Annotated in this window: 20 protein-coding genes; 8 read left to right on the top strand and 12 right to left on the bottom strand. The window is 56.6% G+C overall.

Features of this window, described 5'->3' with window-relative positions; genetic code table 11:
• Positions 1–63 precede the first annotated feature (63 nt).
• From K3757_RS07330 to K3757_RS07320, 3 genes are all read left to right on the top strand, one after another.
• Complete coding sequence (locus K3757_RS07330; RefSeq protein WP_260000624.1) at positions 64–1359, top strand: citrate synthase; 1296 nt, start codon at positions 64–66, stop codon at positions 1357–1359.
• A gap of 428 nt (positions 1360–1787) precedes the next feature.
• Positions 1788–2711 (top strand): calcium-binding protein, encoded by a 924-nt coding sequence (locus K3757_RS07325; protein ID WP_260000622.1) that lies wholly within the window; start codon positions 1788–1790, stop codon positions 2709–2711.
• Positions 2712–2789: 78 nt separating this feature from the next.
• Positions 2790–3101 (top strand): hypothetical protein, encoded by a 312-nt coding sequence (locus K3757_RS07320; protein WP_260000620.1) that lies wholly within the window; start codon positions 2790–2792, stop codon positions 3099–3101.
• An 87-nt stretch (positions 3102–3188) separates the two neighbouring features.
• Here K3757_RS07320 and K3757_RS07315 read toward each other — a convergent pair whose 3' ends face one another.
• From K3757_RS07315 to K3757_RS07270, 10 genes are all read right to left on the bottom strand, one after another.
• Entirely contained in the window at positions 3189–3965 is a 777-nt protein-coding gene (locus K3757_RS07315) for an enoyl-CoA hydratase-related protein (protein ID WP_260000618.1), read from the bottom strand.
• 72 nt (positions 3966–4037) lie between these two features.
• Positions 4038–4490 carry a cytochrome c-type biogenesis protein gene (locus tag K3757_RS07310; protein ID WP_260000616.1) on the bottom strand — a complete coding sequence of 151 codons (453 nt, stop codon included), beginning with the start codon at positions 4488–4490 and terminating at the stop codon, positions 4038–4040.
• On the bottom strand, positions 4487–6454 hold the full coding sequence (locus K3757_RS07305) for a heme lyase CcmF/NrfE family subunit (protein ID WP_260001211.1): 1968 nt from the start codon (positions 6452–6454) through the stop codon (positions 4487–4489). Before K3757_RS07305 ends, K3757_RS07310 begins: the two co-directional genes overlap by 4 nt.
• A 67-nt stretch (positions 6455–6521) precedes the next feature.
• Positions 6522–7094 carry a holin family protein gene (locus tag K3757_RS07300; RefSeq protein ID WP_260000614.1) on the bottom strand — a complete coding sequence of 191 codons (573 nt, stop codon included), beginning with the start codon at positions 7092–7094 and terminating at the stop codon, positions 6522–6524.
• A complete protein-coding gene (locus K3757_RS07295) occupies positions 7085–7696 on the bottom strand; it encodes a holin-associated N-acetylmuramidase (RefSeq protein WP_260000613.1) in 612 nt (203 codons plus the stop codon). The genes K3757_RS07300 and K3757_RS07295 overlap by 10 nt, the downstream gene beginning before the upstream one ends.
• Positions 7697–7769: 73 nt before the next feature.
• Positions 7770–8213, bottom strand: a complete 444-nt coding sequence (gene ccmE / locus K3757_RS07290; protein ID WP_260000611.1) for a cytochrome c maturation protein CcmE — start codon at positions 8211–8213, stop codon at positions 7770–7772.
• Positions 8214–8228: 15 nt separating this feature from the next.
• The gene (argC, locus tag K3757_RS07285; protein WP_260000609.1) at positions 8229–9257 is read right to left on the bottom strand and encodes an N-acetyl-gamma-glutamyl-phosphate reductase; all 1029 of its coding nucleotides are present in this window, start codon (positions 9255–9257) and stop codon (positions 8229–8231) included.
• A 42-nt stretch (positions 9258–9299) separates the two neighbouring features.
• Positions 9300–10109: a glutamate racemase gene (locus K3757_RS07280; RefSeq protein WP_260000607.1), complete on the bottom strand. Its 810-nt coding sequence runs from the start codon at positions 10107–10109 to the stop codon at positions 9300–9302.
• A gap of 7 nt (positions 10110–10116) precedes the next feature.
• Positions 10117–11004 (bottom strand): lysophospholipid acyltransferase family protein, encoded by an 888-nt coding sequence (locus K3757_RS07275; RefSeq protein WP_260000605.1) that lies wholly within the window; start codon positions 11002–11004, stop codon positions 10117–10119.
• A gap of 52 nt (positions 11005–11056) precedes the next feature.
• Positions 11057–14455, bottom strand: coding sequence for an indolepyruvate ferredoxin oxidoreductase family protein (locus K3757_RS07270; protein ID WP_260000603.1), 3399 nt, complete (start codon positions 14453–14455; stop codon positions 11057–11059).
• A 184-nt stretch (positions 14456–14639) separates the two neighbouring features.
• Here K3757_RS07270 and K3757_RS07265 point away from each other — a divergent pair, with 184 nt between their 5' ends.
• Together K3757_RS07265 and purL are read left to right on the top strand one after the other, a co-directional pair.
• Positions 14640–15536: a LysR family transcriptional regulator gene (locus tag K3757_RS07265; RefSeq protein WP_260000601.1), complete on the top strand. Its 897-nt coding sequence runs from the start codon at positions 14640–14642 to the stop codon at positions 15534–15536.
• Positions 15537–15858: 322 nt separating this feature from the next.
• On the top strand, positions 15859–18018 hold the full coding sequence (purL, locus tag K3757_RS07260; protein WP_260000600.1) for a phosphoribosylformylglycinamidine synthase subunit PurL: 2160 nt from the start codon (positions 15859–15861) through the stop codon (positions 18016–18018).
• A 35-nt stretch (positions 18019–18053) separates the two neighbouring features.
• Here the strand turns inward: purL and K3757_RS07255 are convergent, their stop codons facing one another.
• Both K3757_RS07255 and K3757_RS07250 read right to left on the bottom strand, forming a co-directional pair.
• Positions 18054–19319, bottom strand: coding sequence for a VWA domain-containing protein (locus K3757_RS07255; protein WP_260000598.1), 1266 nt, complete (start codon positions 19317–19319; stop codon positions 18054–18056).
• Between the two features lie 63 nt (positions 19320–19382).
• Complete coding sequence (locus K3757_RS07250; RefSeq protein WP_409202583.1) at positions 19383–20252, bottom strand: AAA family ATPase; 870 nt, start codon at positions 20250–20252, stop codon at positions 19383–19385.
• Between the two features lie 293 nt (positions 20253–20545).
• On the opposite strand from K3757_RS07250, the gene K3757_RS07245 reads away from it, so the two are divergent.
• The 3 genes from K3757_RS07245 to K3757_RS07235 are packed head-to-tail and all read left to right on the top strand — an operon-like array spanning position 20546 to position 24611.
• Complete coding sequence (locus K3757_RS07245) at positions 20546–21586, top strand: glycosyltransferase family 2 protein (RefSeq protein ID WP_260001210.1); 1041 nt, start codon at positions 20546–20548, stop codon at positions 21584–21586.
• On the top strand, positions 21583–22212 hold the full coding sequence (locus tag K3757_RS07240; protein ID WP_260000594.1) for a sulfotransferase: 630 nt from the start codon (positions 21583–21585) through the stop codon (positions 22210–22212). The genes K3757_RS07245 and K3757_RS07240 overlap by 4 nt, the downstream gene beginning before the upstream one ends.
• Positions 22212–24611 (top strand): glycosyltransferase family 2 protein, encoded by a 2400-nt coding sequence (locus K3757_RS07235; RefSeq protein WP_260000592.1) that lies wholly within the window; start codon positions 22212–22214, stop codon positions 24609–24611. Before K3757_RS07240 ends, K3757_RS07235 begins: the two co-directional genes overlap by 1 nt.
• Positions 24612–24614: the final 3 nt, after the last annotated feature.

Genomic DNA, 24614 nt, shown 5'->3' with positions numbered 1-24614 from the left:
GCACGGGCTGGTGCATGTCCGGGTGCGCGCGTGCATCCGTAGCCAACCTAGAAGGGGAAACGCATGGCCGAAAGTACCAAATCCGCAACCTTGACCATTGGAGAGAAGTCCATCGAACTGCCGATGTTCTCTCCCACCTCCGGCCCTGATGTGATCGACATCCGCAAGCTTTATAATCAAGCAGGCGTTTTCACCTATGATCCCGGCTTTACCTCTACTGCTTCTTGCGACAGCACCATCACATTCATCGACGGCGATGAAGGTATCCTGACGCACCGCGGCTATCCGATCGGTGAGCTGGCTGAAAAATCCCACTACCTCGAAGTCTGCTACCTGCTGCTTTACGGTGAGCTGCCCGCCCCTAAAGAGCTCGAAGATTTCGAAGATCTCGTGACAAACCACACGATGATCCACGAGCAGATGATCAACTTCTTCCGTGGCTTCCGCCGTGATGCGCACCCGATGGCTGTTATGGTTGGTGTGGTCGGTGCGATGTCCGCATTCTATCACGATTCAACGGATATCAACGATGAATTCCAGCGCGAGGTCGCCTCGATCCGCCTGATCGCCAAGATGCCGACAATCGCTGCGATGGCTTTCAAATACACAATTGGCCAACCGTTCGTATACCCACGCAACGATCTGGATTACGCTTCCAACTTCCTGCGCATGTGCTTTGCCGTACCTGCCGAAGAATATGTTGTTGATCCGATCCTGAGCCGTGCGATGGACCGTATCTTTACGCTGCACGCCGATCACGAGCAGAACGCATCGACATCAACAGTACGTCTGGCGTCATCATCGGGCGCGAACCCCTTTGCGTGTATCGCAGCCGGTATTGCCTGCCTGTGGGGCCCTGCCCACGGTGGTGCAAACCAGGCCTGCCTCGAAATGCTGAAGGAAATCGGCACGCCGGACCGCATTCCTGAGTTCATCGCGCGCGCAAAGGACAAAGATGACCCGTTCCGCCTGATGGGCTTTGGCCACCGCGTCTACAAAAACTTCGATCCCCGTGCGACAGTGATGAAGCAATCAGCGGACGAAGTTCTGGAGCTTATGGGCGTAGATAACAATCCGATCCTTCAGGTCGCCAAAGAACTGGAAAAACAGGCACTGGAAGATCCGTATTTCGCGGACAAGAAGCTGTTTCCGAATGTCGACTTCTATTCCGGTATCATCCTCGAAGCGATGGGCTTCCCCACGTCGATGTTCACGCCAATCTTTGCGCTCGCGCGTACAGTTGGCTGGATCTCACAGTGGAAAGAGCAGCTCAACGATCCACAGCTGAAAATTGGCCGTCCTCGCCAGCTTTACCTCGGCGAAGACATCCGCTCGTATGTGGACATCGAAAAGCGCTAAACCGCGCATTTTCAGGCAATTGCCCCCGGATGCACATCGCGTCCGGGGGCTTTTTTATGCGGCATGATTATGACAGGAATGTGGCACTCGCTTTTTGGACGCCGTTAAGCCCGTTGAAAGCTTTTGCTTCTCGCCGCATCTCTCGACGTGTTCGGCAGACCGCCGGTTCCCCTTGTTCTATGGCCGAATAGTCAGTCCGAATCGCAGCTAACTGAGCCGGACCTGACACCCGTAGAACCGGCAACAACCCCATCAACGTCGGCAGGTTACGGCCGACCAAGACCCACGGAATGAGGCAGAAAACTCCAAAAGACGGCAAATTTAAGGCATTGTTTCTGGCCTGTACACAATAGTTAACAGAACCTTGACCGGTGGTCTGAACACTGAGTAGTGATAGCTTAACAACCTCGCACAAGGGATTTTTTGCTATGTTGATGTTACTAGGACTTGCGCTTCCGATGGCTATCTTGGGCTTTGCTATCCAGGATTCGGATGATGATAACGAGGATACTGTAGAACTGACGGGCACCGATGAAGCTGACCGTTTTGAAGGTGGAGAAGGTGATGATTTTCTCGACGGCATGGCCGGCGATGATGTGATGAACGGCCGCGCCGGCGATGACACCATCTTTGGCCGTGAAGGCGATGATGTTCTGCAGGGCGAGGATGGCGACGACATGCTGTGCTCCGGCGACGGGAACGATATCATCACCGGCAATACAGGTCAGGATCTGATCGAAGGCCAGGGCGGCGATGACTGGGTTTCCGGCGATTATGGCTGGGATACCGTGCGTGGTGATGCTGGCAACGACACTGTTCTTGGTGGCCGTGGCGGCGACTTTGTTGAAGGTGGTGAAGGTGACGATGTGTTGTTCGGTGGTATCATCGAAGGCATTCCGCTCAACCTCGACGAGATGACTGATCTGCGCGACGGTGCCTCCCTCAGCGATCTGAATGGTGGCGTTGAACTGCGCGACGACCGGTTCGTCGATACGCTTATGGGCGGAGAAGGTGATGATGACATGGTTGTCGGCTCCAACGATATCGCAAACGGTGGGGACGGTAGCGATACCTACCACGTCATGTCTGATCAATTTGACCCGAATGCAGGGGCCAGCATCAGAAACTTTGACACCGACGAAGATGCAATCACGATCATCGTTGATGACACCTCCGCAGACTATGAACTGACGGTCACTGATGAAGGTAACGATGCAGTAATCCGCATGGGCGACGATGTGCTTGCAACGGTGATGAACCGCGCCGGGCAGATAGCAGTTGAAGACATCACCTTAATCGCGGAAAATACAATCGAAGCAATGTTTGATCCAAACGGTGCAGTGGCCGCCTGATCCAATGGGTCAATAGGAGGGCGGGTTATATCCTGCCCTCATATAGAATAGAGCGCCAGCTTCATAGGAGCACCCCCCATGGCACATTCACTACATGACACACCGACACGCTATGAATGGTCCAAAGCAAAAAGCCTGCTACCCAGCAACGCTCATTACGAGAGAGGTCTTACCGGCGCGCTGATACCTGACGCCGAAGGTCAGACTGATCACGTCGCGGTCGTTTATGACGAAGGTGAGACCCCGCCGGAGATTACGATCAACAAGGTCTCGGGGTCAGTTCACACCGTGCTGGCAAACGGGGTCGCAGTCGCGGTCATAGCCAGTGCCAACAGCAAAGCGCCCAGAGTTGCTGATGTACTACTGGTAGAGCGGCAGGTGCTGAGCTAACACGCTGCTAGATAACAAAGAAATTCAGGCCGCTGCTCTTATTAAGCAGCGGCCATTTTTGATTGGTATCCTGAAGCTACGGTGTGATTAGCGCCCCTCGAATGAGGCTGCACGCTTTTCGGTGAAAGCAAGAACGCCTTCTTTGAAGTCCCGCGTTTTGCCGCATTTGCCCTGCTCTTTTGCTTCGAGCGTTAGCTGTTCTTCTAGCGTGTTGTTCCAGCTGTCGCGAATGACCTCTTTGACGGATGCATAAGCCGCAGTCGGCCCTGCCGCCAGATGGGCGGCTTTGGCACGCCAATGGTCATTGAACCGATCATCCTCGACAGCTTCCCAGATCATGCCCCATTCATCTGCCTGACGGGCTGAAATCTTATCGGCAAACAGCGCGGCCCCCATGGCTTTTGCCATACCCATCTGACGTGGCAATGTGTAGGTGCCTCCTGCATCCGGTATGAGCCCGATCTTTGTGAAAGCCTGAAGGAAATAGGCGCTCTGCGTTGCAAAGACGACATCAGTCGCCAGCGCAAGATTGGCCCCTGCCCCCGCAGCCGCCCCGTTGACCGCAGCAATCGTCGGAACAGGACAATTCGTGATCGCGCGCAGCATGGGCGCGTATTCATCGCGTAACATCCGCTCCAGATCGATAGACGCCCCGGTGGCACGATCGCCCAGATCCTGACCAGAGCAAAACGCTTTTCCTGCGCCGGTAATCACAACAACGCGTGCATCCCGGCCGCCTCTGGTAAATGCGTGCTCGATCTCGGCCCGCATTTGCGTGGTAAGCGCATTATACTTGTCCGCACGGTTCATGGTTATGACGGCCATGCCATCATTCAGCTCATAGGTAATCGTCTGGTAGTCCATGGCACCCTCATATCTTGCTATGTTACCTCAAGTGATAACACAGACGTCTAGGGCTGCCATCCCGACGGGACGTTACTTGCTCAGGATGTCGCGGAGCTTTTGTGCTTCTTCATCGCTGAGCCCTGCATCTTGCGGCGCGTTTGCACGGCTGCGGCCGCGCACATAAAGCATACCGGCCCCCCCTGCGAGCAGCAGCATGATTGGCCCTGCCCACCACAAAATCCAGTTCGCGCCGCCCCGTGTCGGATTCAACAGCACATACTCGCCATATCGCGCAACGATAAAGTCGACGGCCTCAGTATCGCTATCACCCTCGACAAGCCGTTCCCGAAGCAGCAGGCGCAAGTCTTTGGCCAACGATGCGTTGCTCTCGTCAATGCTTTCGTTCCGGCAGACGAGACAGCGCAGGCCCTTTGACAGCTCCCGCGCGCGCTGCTCCAATACCGGATCAGACAGAACTTCATCAGGTTCGACGGCAGCCAGCGGGCTGGCGAGCAGCATCAAGATCAGGACAAAACGCTTCATTCTGCCGGCACCGGTGCGTCTGCCCGCTTGCGCGCGCCCACCGCCACACGGAAACGGCGGTCAAACAGACTGAAGATACCGCCAAGCGCCATCAGAGCACAGCCAATCCAGATCCACGTTGTCATCGCTTTCACATAGGTCCGCACAGCCCAGCCGCCGCCAACCTGCTCATCCCCGATCACAAGGTAGAGGTCGCGTTTGGCGTTTTGGTGGATGGCCGCTTCGGTCGTTGGCATCTGGGCAACCGGATAAAAGCGTTTTTCCGGCGCAAGGGTCGCCACGAACTCTCCATCCCGTACAACATCAATCACCGCCGTTGTAGACACATAGTTTGGTCCGTTTTCTTTGGTCACACTGCGCAGGGTCATTTCATAGCCGAAGACTTCGAACGGCACATCAATCTGCGCCACACGAATGTCCTCAACCGTCCAAGCGTAGATTCCGGCAATCCCTACCATTGTGATGCCAAGGCCCGCATGGGCCGTCGCCTTACCCCAGTCTGCTCCCGGCAGACGGAACAAGCGGCGTAAGCGGTTTGGCCCACGTCCTGTCCGCTGTAACAGATCAACCACAACGCCCATCAGTATCCATGCACCAAGAAACATGCCCACAGGCCCGATCAGGCTGCGGCCTGTCTGCATGGCCCAAGCCAGCCCGCCAATCGCAACGGCAACTACGAACACATAGCGCAGCGGATACAGCGCGCGTTTCAGGCTGGCGCGCTTCCACGCCATGGAAGAGCCAACAGGCAACGCAAGGCCCAGCAACACCATGAATGGTGTGAAGGCCGCATCGAAAAATGGTGGCCCGACGCTCAACTTACGGTCAAAGAACATCTCGGCCAGCAGTGGCCACATGGTCCCTACGAAAACGACAAAGCATGACACAGCAAGCAGAAGGTTGTTCAAAACCAGCGCGCTTTCGCGTGAGACAAGTCCGAAGACTCCTTTCGCCTCCATCGCGCCGGCGCGCAATGAATACAGGATCAATGCGCCACCCATAAAGAACGCCATGATCCCCAGAATGAAAATCCCGCGATCAGGGTCGTTTGCGAAAGCATGTACAGATGTCAGCAAGCCCGAGCGCACAATGAACGTGCCGATCAGCGAAAAGCCGAAGGCAAGAATTGCCAGCAGGATCGTCCAGCTTTTTAGCGCCTCGCGCTTTTCGACGACAATGGCGGAATGCAGCAGCGCCGCAGCCAGCAACCATGGCATAAAACTTGCGTTCTCTACAGGGTCCCAGAACCAGAAACCGCCCCAGCCAAGCTCATAGTAGGCCCACCAAGAGCCCAATGCGATGCCAATCGTGAGGAAAACCCAAGCGGCAAGTGTCCATGGTCGCACCCAGCGCCCCCATGCTGCATCCACACGCCCTTCAATCAGTGCTGCCACGGCAAAGCTGAACGCCATGCTTAGCCCCACATAGCCGAGGTACAGAAACGGCGGATGAAAAGCCAAGCCCGGATCCTGAAGCAGTGGATTAAGGTCTTGGCCGTCAAATGGCGGGACGACCATCCGGTCAAACGGGTTGGATGTCAGCAGGATAAACGCCATGAACGCCACCCCGATAGACGCTTGAACGCTCAATACGCGGGCGCGCAGACTGGCCGGAAGCTGGCCACCGAACCATGCGGCCATCGCGCCGAAGAGCGCTACAATCAGCACCCAAAGCAGCATGGACCCCTCGTGGTTACCCCATGTTCCGCTGATTTTATACAGCATCGGCTTCATGGAGTGACTGTTCGACACAACAACGGCAAGACTGAAGTCAGACGTGATAAAGGCCCATGTCAACGCCCCGAACGACGCCGCGATCAGCAAGAATTGCACCCCTGCCGCAGGTTCCGCAACGGCCATCCAGCCGGGCCAACCTTTGGCTGCCCCGATCATAGGCACAATCATTTGAACGAGTGCGACGCCGAAGGCGAGCAGCAGGGCGAAATGTCCGAGTTCTGTAATCATGCGCGCAATATACGCTCTGAAAGCTGTCGATCCAATCACAATCGGAAGGTCAAAGAGCCGCAGGTGTTTACCGCGCCGCGCGCCATTCGCGCAAAGCTGCGTTGTCATCGCTCAGAAGTGCCTGCGCAGCAAGTCGCGCGTCAGATCCTGCGTCCGCCACTCCCACAGAATCAGCCCTCAGCTTTTCGATTATCTCGATGTTTTCGACCACCTTTGGGACATGCTTGATCGTGTTGACGATGCTTCTCTGGAAGTCCTGGGATTTCACCTGATGGCGCGCACCGAAGTAGAAAGAGACAATGACCCCCAGAAGCCACCACAGCGGTTCCGGCACCAGCGCGATACCCTGCATTCGTTGCGCAAACCACAAGGGGGCGACCATTGCGGATACGAATAACCCCAATGTTCCCAAAGCAAGCGCCGGACGTGGAAGCCGGTTCACCCCATCCATAAAACGGTCGAACCCACCCTTGGCAGATGCACGGAACTCCTGCCCGTACTGATCCATCGCCTGCCCCTGAACAACTGCTCCGCGCGCCGCTGCTGTTTCAGCGTTCTCGCGGAACACCTCGACTGTTTCACGCACCACGTTGCGGTTATCCCCGAAAACGATACCAAAGAGACGGTCAATCATGCCCATGCTGATGTCCTTGCTTTGAATTGTGCTGCCGTCATGTGGTATTGCGGGGCGATGAATTCCTCAGCCCGCTTTATCCATCCGCCCTTTCCACCTGCCCGTGTGCGGGCGTATTTGCGGCTGGATGTGCGCCGGTCAGCAATGCGGAAATAATAGTTGCGCCGCGCGATACCGTAGGCGTTGGTCATCTCTTCGGGTCCAGCCTCAAAGGCCGCGCGTACTGCAGACAGGCTTTGAGGCCCCAGCGCACCATCCACGGCCACCTTGAAGCCCATTTCGACCAGCAATTGTTGCAGGATTTTCACCGCATTGCTGCCCGCGTTCACATACATATCAAACACAGTCGCCTGTAATGGCTGCGGCAATTCCGCTATAAGCGGGCGATTGTAGTAATGCTCTAGGAAAATCTGCACTGCCTGTGGACGGCTCAGAGCGCGCACGTCCGCAACAGTGATACTACCGTCGCGGTCCAAATCAAGACCCAGACGCCGCATTGTGTGAATAGTCACCCCGAAGTTGGTCGCCCCACCCGGATCATCGGGATCATTCACAAACCCGCCTTCGCGGTCGACAATTTCCTGAGCAATCTGCCTGACAGAGTTCATCGCATTTCCCCTCGCAATTTAGGGGAAATCAAGCCTGAAAGAAGTTAACGGCTGCTAAGCTATGCGTGCGCTCCTAGCTGTCAGGCTCCTTGTAGACGCCTTGTTCTTTGAGCGCATCCACAACCTCTTTTGGCATATAGGTTTCATCATGTCGCGCAAGAATTTCAGTGGCTTGAAAGACACCATTAATGTAGCGACCTGTGCCGACCATGCCTTCATTTTCACCGAACAGGTCAGGCAACACACCAGCATAGATCACTGGAACACTTGCCCCGCCATCTGTTACAGAAAAGCTGATCTGCTCGCCCTCTCCCCGTTTAAGAGTGCCCTCTTCGACCAGCCCGCCAATGCGGAAAACCTCTGTCGGTGAAGGCGGCTCATCCATCACCTGACTGGGGGCGCGGAAGAAATTGATACCGTCCCGCATGCCATAGCCGATCAAAGCGGTCGAGCCGATCAGCGCGACAACCGCCACAGCGATCAGTTGAATACGGCGCTGTTTTTTCAGACTTTTCATGCGGGCCTCACAAGGTCATGGGAACAGGGGCGCCATCATCAGCCCCTCTGTCTCTTCAATACCTAACATCAGATTTGCGTTTTGCAACGCTTGGCCTGACGACCCTTTGGTCAGGTTATCAAGCGCGGCAACCACAATGGCGCGTCCTTCGATCCGGTCCCCGGTCACCCCGATATGGCAAAAGTTCGAACCACGGATATGGCGGGTCGAAGGCGCTTCTCCGAAGGGCAATACGTCAATGAACGGCTCTGCCGCATAGGCGTCCTGCAATGCGCCATGAATCGCCTGTGGGTCACCCTTTACATAGATTGTCGCAAGAATTCCGCGGTTTGCAGGCATCAGGTGCGGCGTAAACTGGACTTTCACAGGGCGCCCGGCAAGCGCTGAGAACTCCTGATCAAACTCGCCCAGATGGCGGTGCGTACCGCCCAAGGCATAAGCGTGGTAGCCTTCGGACAACTCTGCATGCAGCAGATTTTCCTTCAGCGCGCGGCCTGCGCCGGACACCGCACACTTGAGATCAAGAATGATGTCATCCAGATCAATCAGGCCAGCTGTGATCAATGGCCGCAGGGCAAACTGCCCCGTGGCCGCGTTGCAGCCTGTGCCGGCGACCAGACGCGCGGTCTTGATCTCTTCACGGTAAAACTCGGTCAGGCCATATACGGCCTCGGCCTGCTGCTCCAACGCGGCATGTGGATTACCATACCAGCGCGCGTATTCCTCGGGATCGCGCAGCCGGAAGTCGGCAGACAAGTCAACGATCTTAAGGTCTTTGGGCAGCTGTGCGATCACCTCTTGCGAGGTCTTGTGCGGCAGCGCGCAAAAGCACAGGTCAATCTGGGAAAAATCGATGTCGTCCATCGTCACCAGATCAGGCAGATCCAGATGGCGCAGGTGCGGGAACACAGATGTCATGCTCTGCCCCGCTTTCGAGTTTCCACCCAAAGCTTTGATTTTCATGAAAGAGTGACCGGAAATCAACCGGATCAGCTCGGCTCCGGTATAGCCTGAAGCGCCAAGAATTGCGATATTATATGTCATGTGTGTCGTCCGTAAATGAGAGGATATCGGTCAGGTGCAGCCTCAGGCTGCGGTAAACGAGATCGGTCGTCGGAGAAACTGTGTCGCGCGATCACTGACGCGTTTCGGATCACCGGTGGTCAGGAAACCCGCCTTACCGCTTCCGACTTTGTCAGGATGGCGGCCAAGGTAATGCGCAAGGCTTTCGGCGACCAGATCGGCCTGACTGAACACGGACACATCCGCCCCCAACGCATCCTGAAACGTCTCTTTCATCAGCGGATAGTGTGTACAGCCCAGAATGGCTGCATCCGGCTTTGGCATCTTGCGCTTCAGCGCATCCACGTGGCTGCGCACCAGAGCTTCGGCAAGGATCATATCCCCGTCCTCAATCGCATCCACGACACCGCCACATGCCTGCGCTTCAACATCAACGCCGATGGCGCGGAATGCCAATTCGCGCTGGAAGGCACGCGTCGCCACGGTGGCAGGTGTGGCAAAAAGCGCCACGTGTTTCACTGCAACTTCGCGCGGCGGAGAATTGTCGCCCCACTCCCGCTCTGTCAGCGCTTCGATGAGCGGCACAAAAACACCCAACACCCGTTTATCCGCGGGCACCCAGCCTTCTTGCATCCGCCGCAGCGCTGCGGCAGAGGCCGTGTTGCAGGCCAGCACAACCAGATCGCAGCCTGCATCAAAAAGACGCTGGGTCGCGGCAACTGTTAGATCATAGATATCATCGGCATCGCGCACGCCATATGGCGCATGCGCACTATCGGCCAGATAGATGAATTCCTGATCCGGCAGGCGCGCCTGAACGGCTTCCCAGATCGTTAAGCCGCCTAAACCGCTGTCAAAAATACCTACCGCCATGCGCGCCTTACCGGCTGCGATGCCGGTCCTCAAAATCATATCCCGCCGCGAAACATTCCGGCGGTTCTGGAGCAAGCTCATACGTGGCTTTGCGCAGGAAATCCATCATCGCTTTTGCATCACCCGCCATCGGCTCCAAAATATCGCGGCCCAGTGGTTTTCCGATAACAACACGCACAGGCGTGTCGACGCGTTTGTTAAATTCCTTGATCAACAATCCCATGCGCAGGGTGACATGCATATGGCTTGCAATCTGGAACATCCGGCTGGTGTGGCCATCAAAATAGATCGGCACCACAGTCGCATCGGACTTTGCGATCATCCGCGCCGTAAAGCTGCGCCAGTTGGGGTCCATCGGGCGTGAAAACGGTTTTGCAGCTGTGCTGACCGTGCCACCGGGAAAGATGCCAATCGCTCCGCCCTGCCCCAGATAGTCCAGCGCAGTGCGCCGTGTCTCAAGGTTTAGCGCAAGCGCCTCTTTCGTTTGCTCAAAGCTGATGGGCAGCAGGTTTTGCTGTAAATCCGGTGCTCGGGAAAAGACGGAGTTGGCCATGATCTTGAAATCCGGCCGAGTGCGCGACAGCACATGGCCCATCGTTAGGCCGTCCAGAATACCGTAAGGATGATTGGCGATCATAATCAGCGGACCATCGCGCGGGACATTGCCCAGCGCGCCGCCCACCACATCCAGCGTCAGCCCGTAACGCGCGACCATCACATCAAAGAAATTCGCCCCGCGCGCCAGATCGTCTTCGTAGCCACGCGCGCGTTTGATCAGGGAAATCCGGCCAGTAGAGTTTTCCATCAGCCGGATCATGGCTTTGCCGCCACGGGTCTCTGCGGACCAAGCATAGCTTAGGTCACGGATCGTAAGCGGAGATTGGATCGCTCCCATGTCGGGCTCCTTTTTCCCCGCTTTAGCCTTGTCGTGTTACAGCGGTATGACGCTACTCTGCCGCCTTTGCCAAGGGGGTACCGCCCGCGCGGATCACGCTTAACAGTTCTACGCGACGTTTTGCTGCTTTGGCCTCATTGGCTTGCTTGACCGGACCAAACCCACGAATCTGAAGCGGCAATGCAGCCAGCGCCACGATCGCTTCGTGTGTGTTTTTGTCTAGCTTGGGCAGAACGGTGCGCATGTCAGCTTCATATTGCTTGATCAATGCACGCTCCATCTTTCGCTCGGCGGTATAGCCAAAAATATCAAGAGGCGTGCCGCGCAGACGCTTCATCTTTGCCATCATCCGCAGAGGCCGCTCCAGCCACGGACCAAATTCGCGCTTCATCGGGCGACCATTTGGCCCTTTTTTGGACAACAGCGGCGGCGCAAGGTTAAAGGACATTTTAAAATCGCCCTCAAATTCGGCTTGAGCCTTTTCACGGCTGCTCAGCAACAGACGGGCGACCTCGTATTCGTCCTTGTAGGACAAAAGCTTGTGGTAACCTTCTGCCACAGCCTCGCGGACGGCACTGTCACTGATACCGTCAAGCATTTTAGCATAGCGTTTTGCCAAACCACGGCCCTGATACGCAATCAGATGATCGCGACGGAAAGCAATCTTTTCGTCCAGTGTCTTGGGCAAAGAAATCACGGTAGGTGTCAGCACAGCGGCGGCTTCAGCAGGAAACAAGACCGCCCAGCGCCCGATCTCAAATGCGCGCAGGTTTCGCTCCACCGCCGCACCGTTAAGGCGGATCGCATCCAGAACAGCGTCCAATGACAGCGGGATCAGCCCGCGCTGCCACGCACCACCAAAGATCATCATGTTGGAGTAGATGCTGTCGCCCAGTGTGGCCTTGGCAAGATCGGATGCATCAAACATAGACAGTTTGTCTTTGATCCGCGCCTCAAGCGCGAGCTCAAGCCGATCATATGGCATACGGAATTCGGTATCGCGGGTGAATTCGCCTGTGATAATCTGATGACTGTTCACCACAGCTCCGGTGCGACCGGTTGAAGTCAGGCCCAGCGTCTTATTACCCGCAGAGACCACCAGATCGCCGCCGATCAACGCATCACACTCGCCCGTGGCCACACGAATAGCGCTGATGTCTTCAGGGCGCTCTGCCAGACGGCAGTGGATGTTGACCGCACCGCCCTTTTGCGCGAGGCCAGCCATTTCCATCATACCGGCACCTTTGCCGTCAATCTGTGCAGCCTGAGCCAGCACCGCGCCAATCGTCACAACGCCTGTGCCACCAACGCCGGTGATCACCACGTTATAGGTGCCATCGATACCGGGCAGCTGTGGCAGCGGCAGATCAGGGATCTTGACTTCCGTGGTCGGATCTTTGCGGATCTTCGCCCCTTCCAGCGTCACAAAGGACGGGCAGAAGCCGTTGACGCAGGAGAAATCCTTGTTGCACGACGACTGGTCAATCGCGCGCTTACGCCCGAGCTCGGTCTCTGCTGGCACGATGGAGACGCAGTTGGATTGCACACCGCAATCGCCGCATCCTTCACAGACGTCTGTGTTGATGAACATCCGCTTGTCAGGGTCGGGAAACAGGCCGCGCTTGCGACGACGGCGTTTTTCGGCAGCACAGGTCTGGATATAGACGATGGCACTAACGCCCTCGACCTTCGCCAGCCGTTCCTGAACCGATTGCAGCTCTGCACGTTCATGGGTCGGTGTCCCTTTGAAAGCCGTAAAATCCACGTCTTCTTTTTCGTCATAGACCACTTCAAGGTTCTTGATCCCCATGGCCTTCAGCTCGGCCACGATACGCGGCGCGTTCAGATCGCCTTCGTTCTCTTGCCCCCCGGTCATCGCCACCGCGTCGTTATAGAGGATTTTGTAAGTAATGTTGGTTCCCGCAGCGATGGCCGCGCGGATGGCCTGCACACCAGAGTGGTTATACGTCCCGTCGCCAAGGTTCTGGAAGACATGCGGCGTATTTGAGAACGGCGCCTCGCCTATCCAGTTGGCCCCTTCTGCCCCCATATGGGTGAAACCGTAGGTTTCGCGGTCCATCCATTGCACCATGAAGTGACAGCCAATACCCGCATAGGCACGGCTGCCTTCCGGTACCTTGGTAGAAGAATTATGCGGACAGCCCGAACAGAAATAGGGCAAACGACCGGCAAGCTCTTCGGTGTTATCTGCGCGTCGCGCCTCGGCCAGATCAGAAAGACCTGCACGAATACCATCCGTGCCGCGCCCTTCGTCACACAAGACGTTCCCCAGCTTTTCGGCAATATCCACCGGATCAAGCGCCCAAGCAGCCGAGAAGAACTCTTGCCCGGCTTTCGTACCGCCAAAGACGCGCACATGATCACGGGTATCAAAGAGCGCTTCTTTGATCTGCACTTCGATCAGCTTGCGCTTTTCCTCGACCACGACGATCAGGTCCAACCCGTCGGCCCATTCCTGAAAACCACGCATGTTCAGCGGCCATGTCTGGCCGACCTTATATGTCGTAATGCCCAACCGCTCGGCCTCTTCCGCGTCTATGTTCAGCAAAGACATCGCATGCACCAGATCGAGATAGTTTTTGCCCGCAGCCACAAAACCAATCTTGGCGCCGGGTTTGCCCCAAACGCGCTTGTCGATCCCGTTGGCGTGGGCAAAAGCCTCTGCAGCATAGCGTTTGTGGTCGATCAGACGTCTTTCCTGATCAATACGGTCATCGACAAGACGGATATTCAAACCACCCTCGGGCATCGGAAAGTCCGGCGCGACGAAATTCAAACGATGCGGATCACCATCGACAACCGATGTCACCTCGACAGTATCCTTCATCGTCTTGAGGCCGACCCAGACCCCCGCGAACCGCGACAACGCCCAACCATAGAGGCTGTAATCCAGTATCTCTTGCACACCAGCCGGAGACAGCACCGGCATATAGGTATCCACCATCGCAAAATCGGACTGATGCAGCACGGTCGAGGATTCGCCGGTGTGATCGTCGCCCATCGCCATCACGACGCCACCATGTTTGGAGCTACCTGCCATGTTGGCATGACGCATCACATCACCGGAGCGATCGACACCCGGCCCCTTGCCATACCAAAGGCCAAAGACACCATCATATTTGCCTTCACCGCGCACCTCGGCCTGCTGCGCGCCCCAAAGTGCCGTCGCGGCCAGATCCTCGTTCAGTCCGGGCTGGAAAGTGACGTTATACTCAGTCAGCTGCTTTTCAGCGCGGCTCATCTGAAGATCGACAGCCCCCAGCGGTGATCCGCGGTAACCGGTCACCAGACCGGCAGTATTCAGCCCAGCCGCTTTGTCGCGCGCCGCTTGCATCATCATCGCCCGCACCAGCGCCTGTGTTCCGTTCAGCAGAACAGGGCTTTTGCTCAGGTCCAAGCGGTCGTTCAGTGAAATCTTTTGCTTTGTCATGGTATCCCTCCCAAGAACCCCGCAGGCCAATGGCCTGCATCAACGTGCAGAATTTTTAACCACAATAGGTCACATTTACTGACCTGTATAGCATGTAATGCATTTTCAATTTTTTTCCCCTATGGTTTAGGCTGTGTCCGGTAGCTAACTTCCGGTATGAGGCCATCAACCGGAAGGAATGGCGATGGATTGGGACAAATTAAGGATTTTTCACGCAGTGGCGGACGCTGGCTCGCTGACCCATGCCGGCGACAAATTGAATCTGTCGCAATCAGCTGTCAGCCGTCAGGTGCGCGGACTTGAGGAGCAGCTTAACACGAATCTGTTCCACCGTCATGCACGCGGACTGATTCTCACCGAGCAGGGAGAGCTGCTGTTTGACGCGACGCGGGCGATGTCAAAACGTCTGGATGCCGCATCTGCGCGCATCCGCGACAGCGAAGAAGAAGTATTCGGTGAGCTGCGCGTAACCACCACCACCGGCTTCGGCACACTGTGGCTCGCACCACGTTTGTCAAAGCTATACGACAAATACCCCGACCTCAAAGTTGACCTGATGCTGGAAGAGCGCGTTCTGGATTTGCCCATGCGCGAGGCGGATGTCGCAATCCGGCTGAAAGAACCATCTCAGGCGGATCTTGTCCGCAAGCGGCTGATGACCGTGCGCATGTGTTTGTATGCAAGCCCCGCCTACCTAAAGGCCAACGGAACACCGGGGAACATCGAAGACATCACAGATTATCGATTGATCTGCCAGAACATTGGCAGCGATCAGGTTGGTGCAGGTCTCCAGCTTATCCAGCAGCTCATGATGCATGACGTGAAGTCCCTTTTGACCGTAAACAACTACTTCGGCGTGCTACAGGGCGTGCTGAACCACCTTGGTATCGGAGTACTGCCAGACTATCTGGTGCAGGATTTCCCCGACATGGTACGGGTTCTGCCAGAGGTGGAATCAGCCGAAGTTCCTGTCTTCCTTGCCTATCCGGAGGAGCTGCGCCAATCAAAACGCGTGGCAGCATTCAAGGACTTTGTTCAAGACGAAATCATTTCGTACCGGAAGCAACTCAAAGAGAGCTAATCGCTTCTACGGCCCAGCTATGCACAAAACGCATAGCGGACATGCCACTTCGTTATCACAATCTGCCTTGATTGTGAGCAACCTGCATCTTAATTGACCCGTATAAGGATTGAGCCGCACACGCGACTCGCCTTATACCTCCCTGTTGGACTTGGCCGGGCCTTTGTGCCCGGTCTTTTTTTGTCTGCTGTTTTGGCAATCTTTGATCGCATGGCAGGATTCCCCCACCTCTGATTGCCTACAGCGGCTGAATCGCCCTTCCCCCCTGCACGCTCCTGCCATAAGAGAGAGGCCAAGTTTTATCGCCTTCGGGGAGCGCACCATGTCAGAGCCAGCCATCACGCAGGATATCATCTCGGCCCACGGGCTAAGCGAGAGCGAGTATCAGACGATTCTGGATCTGATAGGTCGTACGCCCAGTTTCACAGAGCTTGGCATTTTCTCGGCCATGTGGAACGAGCATTGTTCCTATAAATCATCCAAGAAATGGCTGCGGACTTTGCCAACGACAGGCCCTCAGGTCATCTGCGGCCCCGGTGAGAACGCTGGCGTTGTGGACATCGGCGACGGTCAAGCGGTCGTGTTCAAGATGGAAAGCCACAATCACCCTTCCTACATTGAACCCTACCAAGGTGCGGCCACAGGTGTGGGCGGTATTCTGCGCGATGTCTTTACAATGGGTGCGCGCCCTATCGCCGCGATGAACAGCCTCAGCTTTGGTGAGCCAGCCCACCACAAAACAACACAGCTGGTGCATGGTGTCGTTGCGGGCGTGGGCGGCTATGGCAACTGCTTCGGCGTGCCTTGCGTCGGCGGCGAAGTCCGCTTTGACAAAGCGTATAATGGCAACTGTCTGGTAAATGCTTTTGCCGCCGGTCTCGCCGATGCCGACAAGATTTTCTATTCGGCCGCCTCCGGTGTTGGCATGCCTGTCGTTTATCTTGGCGCCAAAACCGGCCGTGACGGTGTGGGTGGTGCGACGATGGCCTCTGCCGAATTCGATGACACCATTGAAGAAAAACGCCCCACAGTTCAGGTCGGTGATCCCTTCACCGAGAAGCGCCTGATGGAAGCCACTCTAGAGCTGATGGCAACAGGTGCCGTGATCTCTATTCAGGATATGGGCGCGGCTGGTCTGACCTGTTCCGCCGTTGAGATGGGCGACAAGGGCAACCTTGGCGTGATCCTTGATCTGGAAAAAGTCCCGACACGCGAAGTCAACATGACAGCCTATGAGATGATGCTGTCTGAATCCCAAGAACGCATGCTGATGGTTCTGCGCCCCGAGCTGGAAGCAGAAGCCAAAGCCGTGTTCGACAAATGGGACCTCGATTTCGCCATTGTAGGTGAGACAATTGCCGAAGACCGCTTCCTCATCCGTCTGAACGGCGAGATCAAAGCCGATCTGCCGCTCAAAGCGCTGTCAGGCACAGCCCCCGAGTATGACCGCCCCTGGGTCGAGACACCTAAAGCGGACGCATTGACCAATGTGCCGACAGTCGATCCCATCGAGGGCCTGAAAGCACTCATCGGGTCGGCCAATTATGCAGGCAAAGCATGGGTGTACGAACAATATGACACCATGGTGATGGCAGACAGCGCCCGCACACCCGGTTGGGGCGCTGGCATCGTCCGCGTCCACGGTACGGACAAGTCATTGGCCTTCACTTCTGATGTAACGCCGCGCTATGTCAAAGCGAACCCGATTGAAGGGGGCAAACAGGCCGTTGCCGAAGCCTACCGCAACCTGACCGCCGTTGGCGCCACCCCGTTGGCGACCACCGACAATCTCAACTTCGGCAACCCGGAAAAGCCGCAGATCATGGGCCAGTTTGTCGGCGCGATCAAAGGCATCGGTGAAGCTGTCTCTGCTCTTGATATGCCAATCGTCTCCGGCAACGTCTCGCTTTATAATGAAACAGACGGCTCCGCGATCCTGCCGACGCCAACAATCGGCGCTGTTGGCCTGATCAAAGCGTCTACCGATATCATCGGATTCGACGTGAAAGCAGGCCACGTGGCGTTGCTGCTGGGTGAAACCAAGGGCCATCTGGGTCAGTCTGCCCTCCTTGCAGAAGCCTTTGACCGCCTCGAAGGGGACGCCCCGCCAGTGGATCTGGCAGCAGAAGCAGCGCACGGCGACTTCATCCGCGCCAACCACGCGTCAATCGCCGCGTGTACCGATTTGGCCGATGGGGGCCTTGCCCTCGCCGCGTTTGAGATGGCTAACCACGCCGGCCTTGGGTTGACGTTGGAAACCAGCGAGACAGGTGCGCTCTTCGGTGAAGATCAGGCGCGCTACCTGATCGCGGCTACACCAGAGGCGGCAAAAGCCTTGATCGCCGCGGCCCAAAAGGCAGGTCTGCCGCTGGCAACCGTTGGCACATTCGGCGGCGATGCCCTCTCATTTGGCGGCTCATCGGCACCTCTGGCCGATCTGACAGGTATCTATGCCGACAGCTTTGAAAAAGTTGTGGCCTAAGCGTCATTGAAAACATCAAGGGGGCTGCGGCCCCCTTAATCGTTTCCTATCATCTGCATCAGCCGCGCCTTCTCACCCATGTCATCGGGTTTCGAGATGGCAGCAGCCAGCGCTTCAAGCGAAGCAATGGAGTGGCCGGCACGAAAGCTGTCCACATGGGGCAACATCGCACGGATGCCCGCCGCCTTCGGAGCAAAGCCATCCCAGCGCAACAATGGATTAAGCCAAATCACCCGTCGCGCAGAAAGATGTAGTCGTTGCATCTGCCGCGCAAGAGCGTCCGGATCATCGCGGTCCAGCCCGTCAGTGATCAAAAGAACCACAGCACCCTGCCCCAACACCCGCCGCGACCAATCGCGGTTGAACGCCTCGATGCTTTTTCCAATCCGTGTCCCGCCTTCCCAGTCCTGCGCCTGTGCACCGGCCGCCTTCAGCGCGGCATCCACATCGCGGGTACGCAAATGGCGGGTAATATTTGTAAGCTGCGTGCCGAAGGTAAAGGCATGCACCTGCGCCCAGCCCGCCCCGCGTTCATTCGCCACTGCATGCAAAAAGTGCAGGATGATACGGCTATATTGGCTCATCGATCCTGAGATGTCGCAAAGCACCACCAGATTGGGCCAGCGCGCTTTTGGTTTTTTCAACGCAAGGCGGTCCATCTCGCCGCCCCGCCGCAAGGCCGTACGCAATGAACGTGCCGCATCCACACGACCCTGACCAAAGCTGGCGCTACTGCGGCGCGATGGCAGCGGCTTAATCGGCAGGCTTAGTCGCGCCAGCATCCGTTTTGCCTCAGCTACTTCGGCAAGGCTCATCAATTCGAAATCCAGGGATTTAAGCCGCTCTGTGTGCGACATCGTCAAAGACGCATCCACCTCTATCACGGTCTCTTCTTCGGGCGGCTCTTCCGGTTCATCGCGCGGTGGCGCCTCTGCCCCGTCCAGCAGCGCCTCGGCCGCGCGTTTCTCGGCCGCTTCAGCTGGTCGTTCCTCCTGCACGCCGCGAATGGCTGGCAGCATGGCTGCCATCATATGCTCAAGATACCGTGGATCGCGCCAATAGAGACGAAATAGCTGTGCGTAAATACGCGCGTGCTCAGGGCGATTTACGAAACAGGCCTGAAGCGTATAGAAAAAGTCCCGCTTGTCGGTAAAGCCGGCCACCTGCACCGCCTGAATGGCATCAATGATCCGGCCCGGCCCAATAGGAAGCCCCGCCCGCCTCAGCGCACGCGCGAAATGGATGATGTTACCAGCAAGACGGGGGTTGTCAGGCAAATCAAGTGGGATCTGTTCAACCATCAGGGAACCTTGGCGCAGGTAACGCTGATGCGTGTTGTATCAACGGCATTCCGGTCATCCATATCATGCGTCAAGACTGGCCTTTGCGTCATCAAGCAGCCTTTTGGCCTCAGACCCCTGAAGCTTTGCAATGTCGTCTTGATACTTAAGGACTGCCCCCAAAGTATCGGCAATCACTTCCGGACTAAGTGTCAGCACATCAAGCGCAAGCAAACATTTGGCCCAGTCGATTGTTTCAGCCACCCCGGGCTTTTTAAACAGATCTTCAGTCCGGAGACGCTGGACAAAAGCGACCACTTCGCGACTGAGGGCTGTTGCGGCTTCGGGCGCACGGGCCTGCAAAATCTCCATTTCGCGATCAAAATCGGGATAATCCACCCAATGATACAGACAACGGCGCTTTAGCGCATCGTGCACTTCGCGGGTCCGGTTCGAAGTAAGGATCACAATCGGCGGTTCCGGCGCTTTGATCGTACCCATCTCAGGGATTGTAACCTGGAAATCGCTTAACGCCTCAAGCAGAAAGGCCTCGAATGGCGCATCCGTTCGGTCGAGTTCGTCTATCAATAATACAGGAGCCCCATTTTCGTCAGGGCGCAAAGCCTGAAGCAAGGGACGCTCGATCAAGAATTCGTCGCTGAAAAGTTCCGCGTTGAGCGCCTTTCGGTCTGCATCGCCTGTCGCTTCGGCTGTGCGAATGGCGACCATCTGTGCGGCAAAGTTCCATTCGTAAACTGCCGAAGACGCATCCAGCCCCTCATAGCATTGCAGCCTGATCAGGCGGCGCCCCATAGCGGCAGCAAGCGCCTTTGCGATCTCGGTCTTGCCAACGCCAGCCTCTCCCTCAAGAAACAGAGGACGGCCCAGCTTGAGGCTCAGAAATACCACCGTGCCAAGGGCACGGCTACAAACATAGCCCTGATCTGCCAGCATCTTTTGAACTGCATCTATAGAAGATATATCGGCCACCTGTCGCTCCCTCGGGTTGTGATCACCATACAAGGCCATTGCATCGCCGAAGCGTCAAGGAGCCATTGGTAGATATGTCACGCCACGCCGAGACGCCCTACACTGAAGATTGACGTGATTCGTCCAAGGTGGCATCCTGTTAACCAGAAAAAAGAGGTTACGGGCTATGTTGGCACCGCGGCCCGGTAACGAGGCGGATATGTTGAACCCAAAGACAGGCGCGGCAGCACCGAAAGGAGCTGGCCATGGCGAATGACCTGAGCATCACGGCCGTGACTTGCGTCAAGAATGAAGGTCCCTTCCTGCTTGAATGGATTGCCTTTCACCAATGCATAGGCGTTACCGATTTTCTTTTTTACTCCAATGATTGCGATGATGGCACCGATACCTTGCTCGACGCATTGGCAGAACTGGGACATGTGCAGCATTTGCCAAACCCCGCCGAGGGGCGAAATTATCAGATGGAGGCTCTCAAGGACGCCAAGAAGCAAAAGGTCGTGCAGGATGCCGATTGGGTCTGGGTAGCAGACGTAGACGAATTCCCGAACATCCACGTGGGCGATCACAGTTTTGCAGCCTTGATAGATGCTTGCGGCAATCCGCAGACCATCAGCCTGAATTTCCAGTTTTTCGCCAACAACGAAATTGATACATTCGAAGACCGTCCGGTCATTGAACAGTTCACCCACAGCCACAACCCGGACCTGTGGTGTGGCGAAGCCGCTATCGAAGTGAAATCTTTGGTTCGGCAGGATTTTCCGCTTCAATATTTCGGTGCGCACCGGCCCTTTTTCCAACCCAAGGTGAAGAAAAAACAGCGCCCCAGCTGGACAGACGGATCGGGTCGTGATGTACCGCACCGTTTTTTGGTGGCTGCAAATCCACGCCGCATCCGCCGTTTTCCGGCAGCCGGGTCACGGTCACATGCAACACTGAACCACTATGCCTTGCGCAGTCTCGACAGCTATCTGGTCAAGAATGATCGCGGAGACGTCAACCGCGAAAACCGGGCGTTTGATGACACATACTGGCGCGAGCGGAATGATCCCGCTTGGGAGGACACGTCGATCCGCCGCTACCTGCCCGCTTTGCGCAAGCAGATCGAGACGCTCAAATCACAAGGTAATATTGCCCAACTGCATGAAGCATGTGTGACAGCACATAAGGCGCGCCGCGATGCGCTTTTGGAACAGAAAGAATACCGCAACATGCAAAAACACCTGCGCCGCGCGTCCAAACTCCCCCCTCAGGAAGAAGCCATGTTGCGTGATCTGGGCTTGCTGGAGGAAATCCTGTGAGAAGCCTGAAGGTGGTTAATCTGGGCCTGCCGAAAACTGGCACGACATCTTTGGCACGCGCCCTGAAGATTGCAGGCTTTCGTGTTGCGGATCACCGTATCCGCCCCCGCCAGACTGAAAACCCGACGCTCAAAGACGCCTTTGTGGCCGATCTGCTTTACAAAGGTTATTTTCAAAGCGGCGACCCGGCTGAGCTCTTCGAGGATTTCAACGCCCTGACGGAGCTGAGCTGCTTGCGCAAAGGAAAATCCCTGTGGCCACAGATGGACTTTGCCCTGATTGATGCGATCCGCACTCACCATCCTGACGTGCGCTTTCTCGCGTCGCGGCGTGACAGTTGGGACGTCTCGCAATCAATGCTTGCTTGGTCCGATCTGGGCACAGACCGCCTGCCCGCCTCTGACATTCCCGGCCTGCCCGAAGGCTACGGAGAAACCAGCCGCGAGCGGATACAGTGGATCGATGGGCACTATGCCCATCTGTCGGCTATTTTCGCGGGTGACCCCGCCTATCTGGAATATGATGTGACCGATGCAGGCGCGCATGATGCTGTTGCAAACCACCTTGGCAATGACCTGCCGTGGTGGGGACAGGCCAATGCCAATTCCGAACACAAGGCAAGCTGATGCGCATATACCTTCATATCGGCCTGGAAGAGGCCAGCGCAGCAAGGGTCCAGTCCATTCTGTCCGACAAGCGTGAGCAGTTGCTGCGCAAGAGCATCCTTTATGCCCGCAGCCCCGGAAACAAGAACCACGTCCGCCTGTTCATGGCAGCGACCGACCCCGGCCACGTGGACCCGCTGCGGTTCAATCGCGGCTACATCACGCCACAAAAGCAAGCCACCTTGCGCGAAGTGGTGGTGGATGATCTGACCCGCGAGGTGGCACAGCATAACCCCGAAGTTCTGATCCTTTCTTGCACACAGCTTGGCAGTGGCCTGCGGTCGCTGTCCGAGCTGGAACGCTTGCGCGCCATGTTGGCCCCCTTGTCTGAAGACATCGAAGTGGTTGCCCATGTAGATTTGCCCACACGTATGCTGGGACGCGCTTACTCCGCGCAGCTGCTTGAAGGTCGCGGTGTAAGCTTGCAAGCCGAACTCGATCTGGCGGGCAGTGAAAGCTGGTGGCAGAAGGCGCTGGAAGCGGCACCGCAAATCGACCCTGCCGCAGGTGTTTTTGCTGAAACGCAAGCACCCAACCACTGGTTAGACTTGCCCGCTCTGGTCACTTTCTGGGAAGGTGTCTTTGGCGCGGGCAAAGTACAACTGCACAGCTATGACCCAGACCGTTTTGCCTCCGAAGAGGTGATTGATGATATTGCGCGCACCTTCAAGATAGACGGCAATATCGGCAAGGCCGAGGCCATCGCCCTGCCAGCCCCGACGCCTGAAGCAGCACTTGCCCGTGGTCGTCAACTAAATGCCCTTATCCTCCAGGTTCTGGCAAGCCGCCAGCGGATTCTCCCACGCCAGCTTTGGCGCAGTTTCGTGCAAGATGTCGCCGTCGATGGACCGCCCCTTGATCTTGCGGCGCTTCATCCGATCACCCGCCACTTTGCCCCCGGCCTGAAGGCACTCCTCAAATCCCAGCCCGGGCTAAGCGCAGATACCTTCAAGGCACCGCGCGCCAAAGGCAGCTGGTCAGAGGCTGATCCGCTATTCGGGTTCCGGCCCTCGCAATATCTGCTGGGCTTTATGTGGCGCATCGACAAGGCCACCCGTGAAGAACAGCAAAAGCGCGCGCATGATCTGGCGCGTTTGGCAGACACTGTCGCAGGCACCCCAGAGGCACCGCGCACCGAAGCCGCACCACGCGGCGAGGACGACGCACCTGACGGTCTGACCGAAACCGCACGCAAACTGATGCCCCCATTGGCCATCCAGAACTTTGAAAAGCTGCGCACCTCTCCTTTCGCCCCGCACAACCGGATGGGGTCGGTGAATGAGGAAGAACTAGCGGCAGCGTATGCGCCCATCGTGCCGCGGGTCTTGCCCGAAGGAAACTCGGGCAACGTCATCGTCGGCTGCATGAAAAACGAAGCACCCTATATCGTGGAATGGGTCGCCTACCACCGCGCCATGGGGGTCGATAACTTCCTCATCTATACAAACGGGTGTGAGGACGGCACCTCTGAAATACTTGATCGCTTGCAGGAAATGGGGGTGCTCCAGCACCGCAACAATGACGACTGGAAAGGCAACTCCCCCCAGCAACACGCGCTCAACTGCGCACTCGAAGAGCCGGTGATCAAAAATGCAGAATGGATCATTCACATCGACGTGGATGAATTCATGAACGTGCGCTGCGGCAACGGCACTTTGCAGGATTTTATCTCAGCTGTTCCCGACGCCACCAATGTCGCCATGACATGGCGCATGTTCGGTCACAACGGCATCACCAAGCTCAACGATAATCTGGTCATTGAACAGTTCGACGCCTGTGCGCCGAAGTTCTGCCCCAAGCCGCACACGGTTTGGGGTTTCAAGACGATGTTCAAAAACATCGGCGCCTATGAAAAAATCTCATGCCACCGCCCTAACAAGCTTGATGAAGCCTTTGAAAACAAGGTAAAATGGGTAAATGGATCAGGTAAGGATATGACGCGCGAAGTGGCCAAAAACGGCTGGCGCTCATCGAAGAAGTCCATCGGCTATGATCTGCTGCAACTCAACCACTACGCGCTACGCTCGGCCGAGAGTTTCCTGATCAAACGGCAGCGCGGGCGCGCCTTGCATGTCGATCGCTCTATCGGGATCAACTACTGGATCCGTATGGACTGGTCGGATTACCGCGACATCACGATCAAGCGCAACAGCCCCCGTCTCAAGCTTGAGTACGACCGCCTGATGCAGGACGATGCCTTGCGTGGCTGGCACCAAAAAGGGCTGGAATGGCACCGTGCCAAGGCTGAGGAACTGCACCAGAACCCAGAATTCGCCGATCTCTACAAAGAAGCGCTTGCCGTAAAACTAACCGAGACAGAGCGTGTGGCCTACGCACTGGCACTCGATATGGAGAGTTAAGCG

The organism is Sulfitobacter sp. S223 (assembly GCF_025143825.1).
GTDB lineage: Bacteria > Pseudomonadota > Alphaproteobacteria > Rhodobacterales > Rhodobacteraceae > Sulfitobacter.
This window is presented reverse-complemented; position numbering and strand designations above follow the sequence as displayed.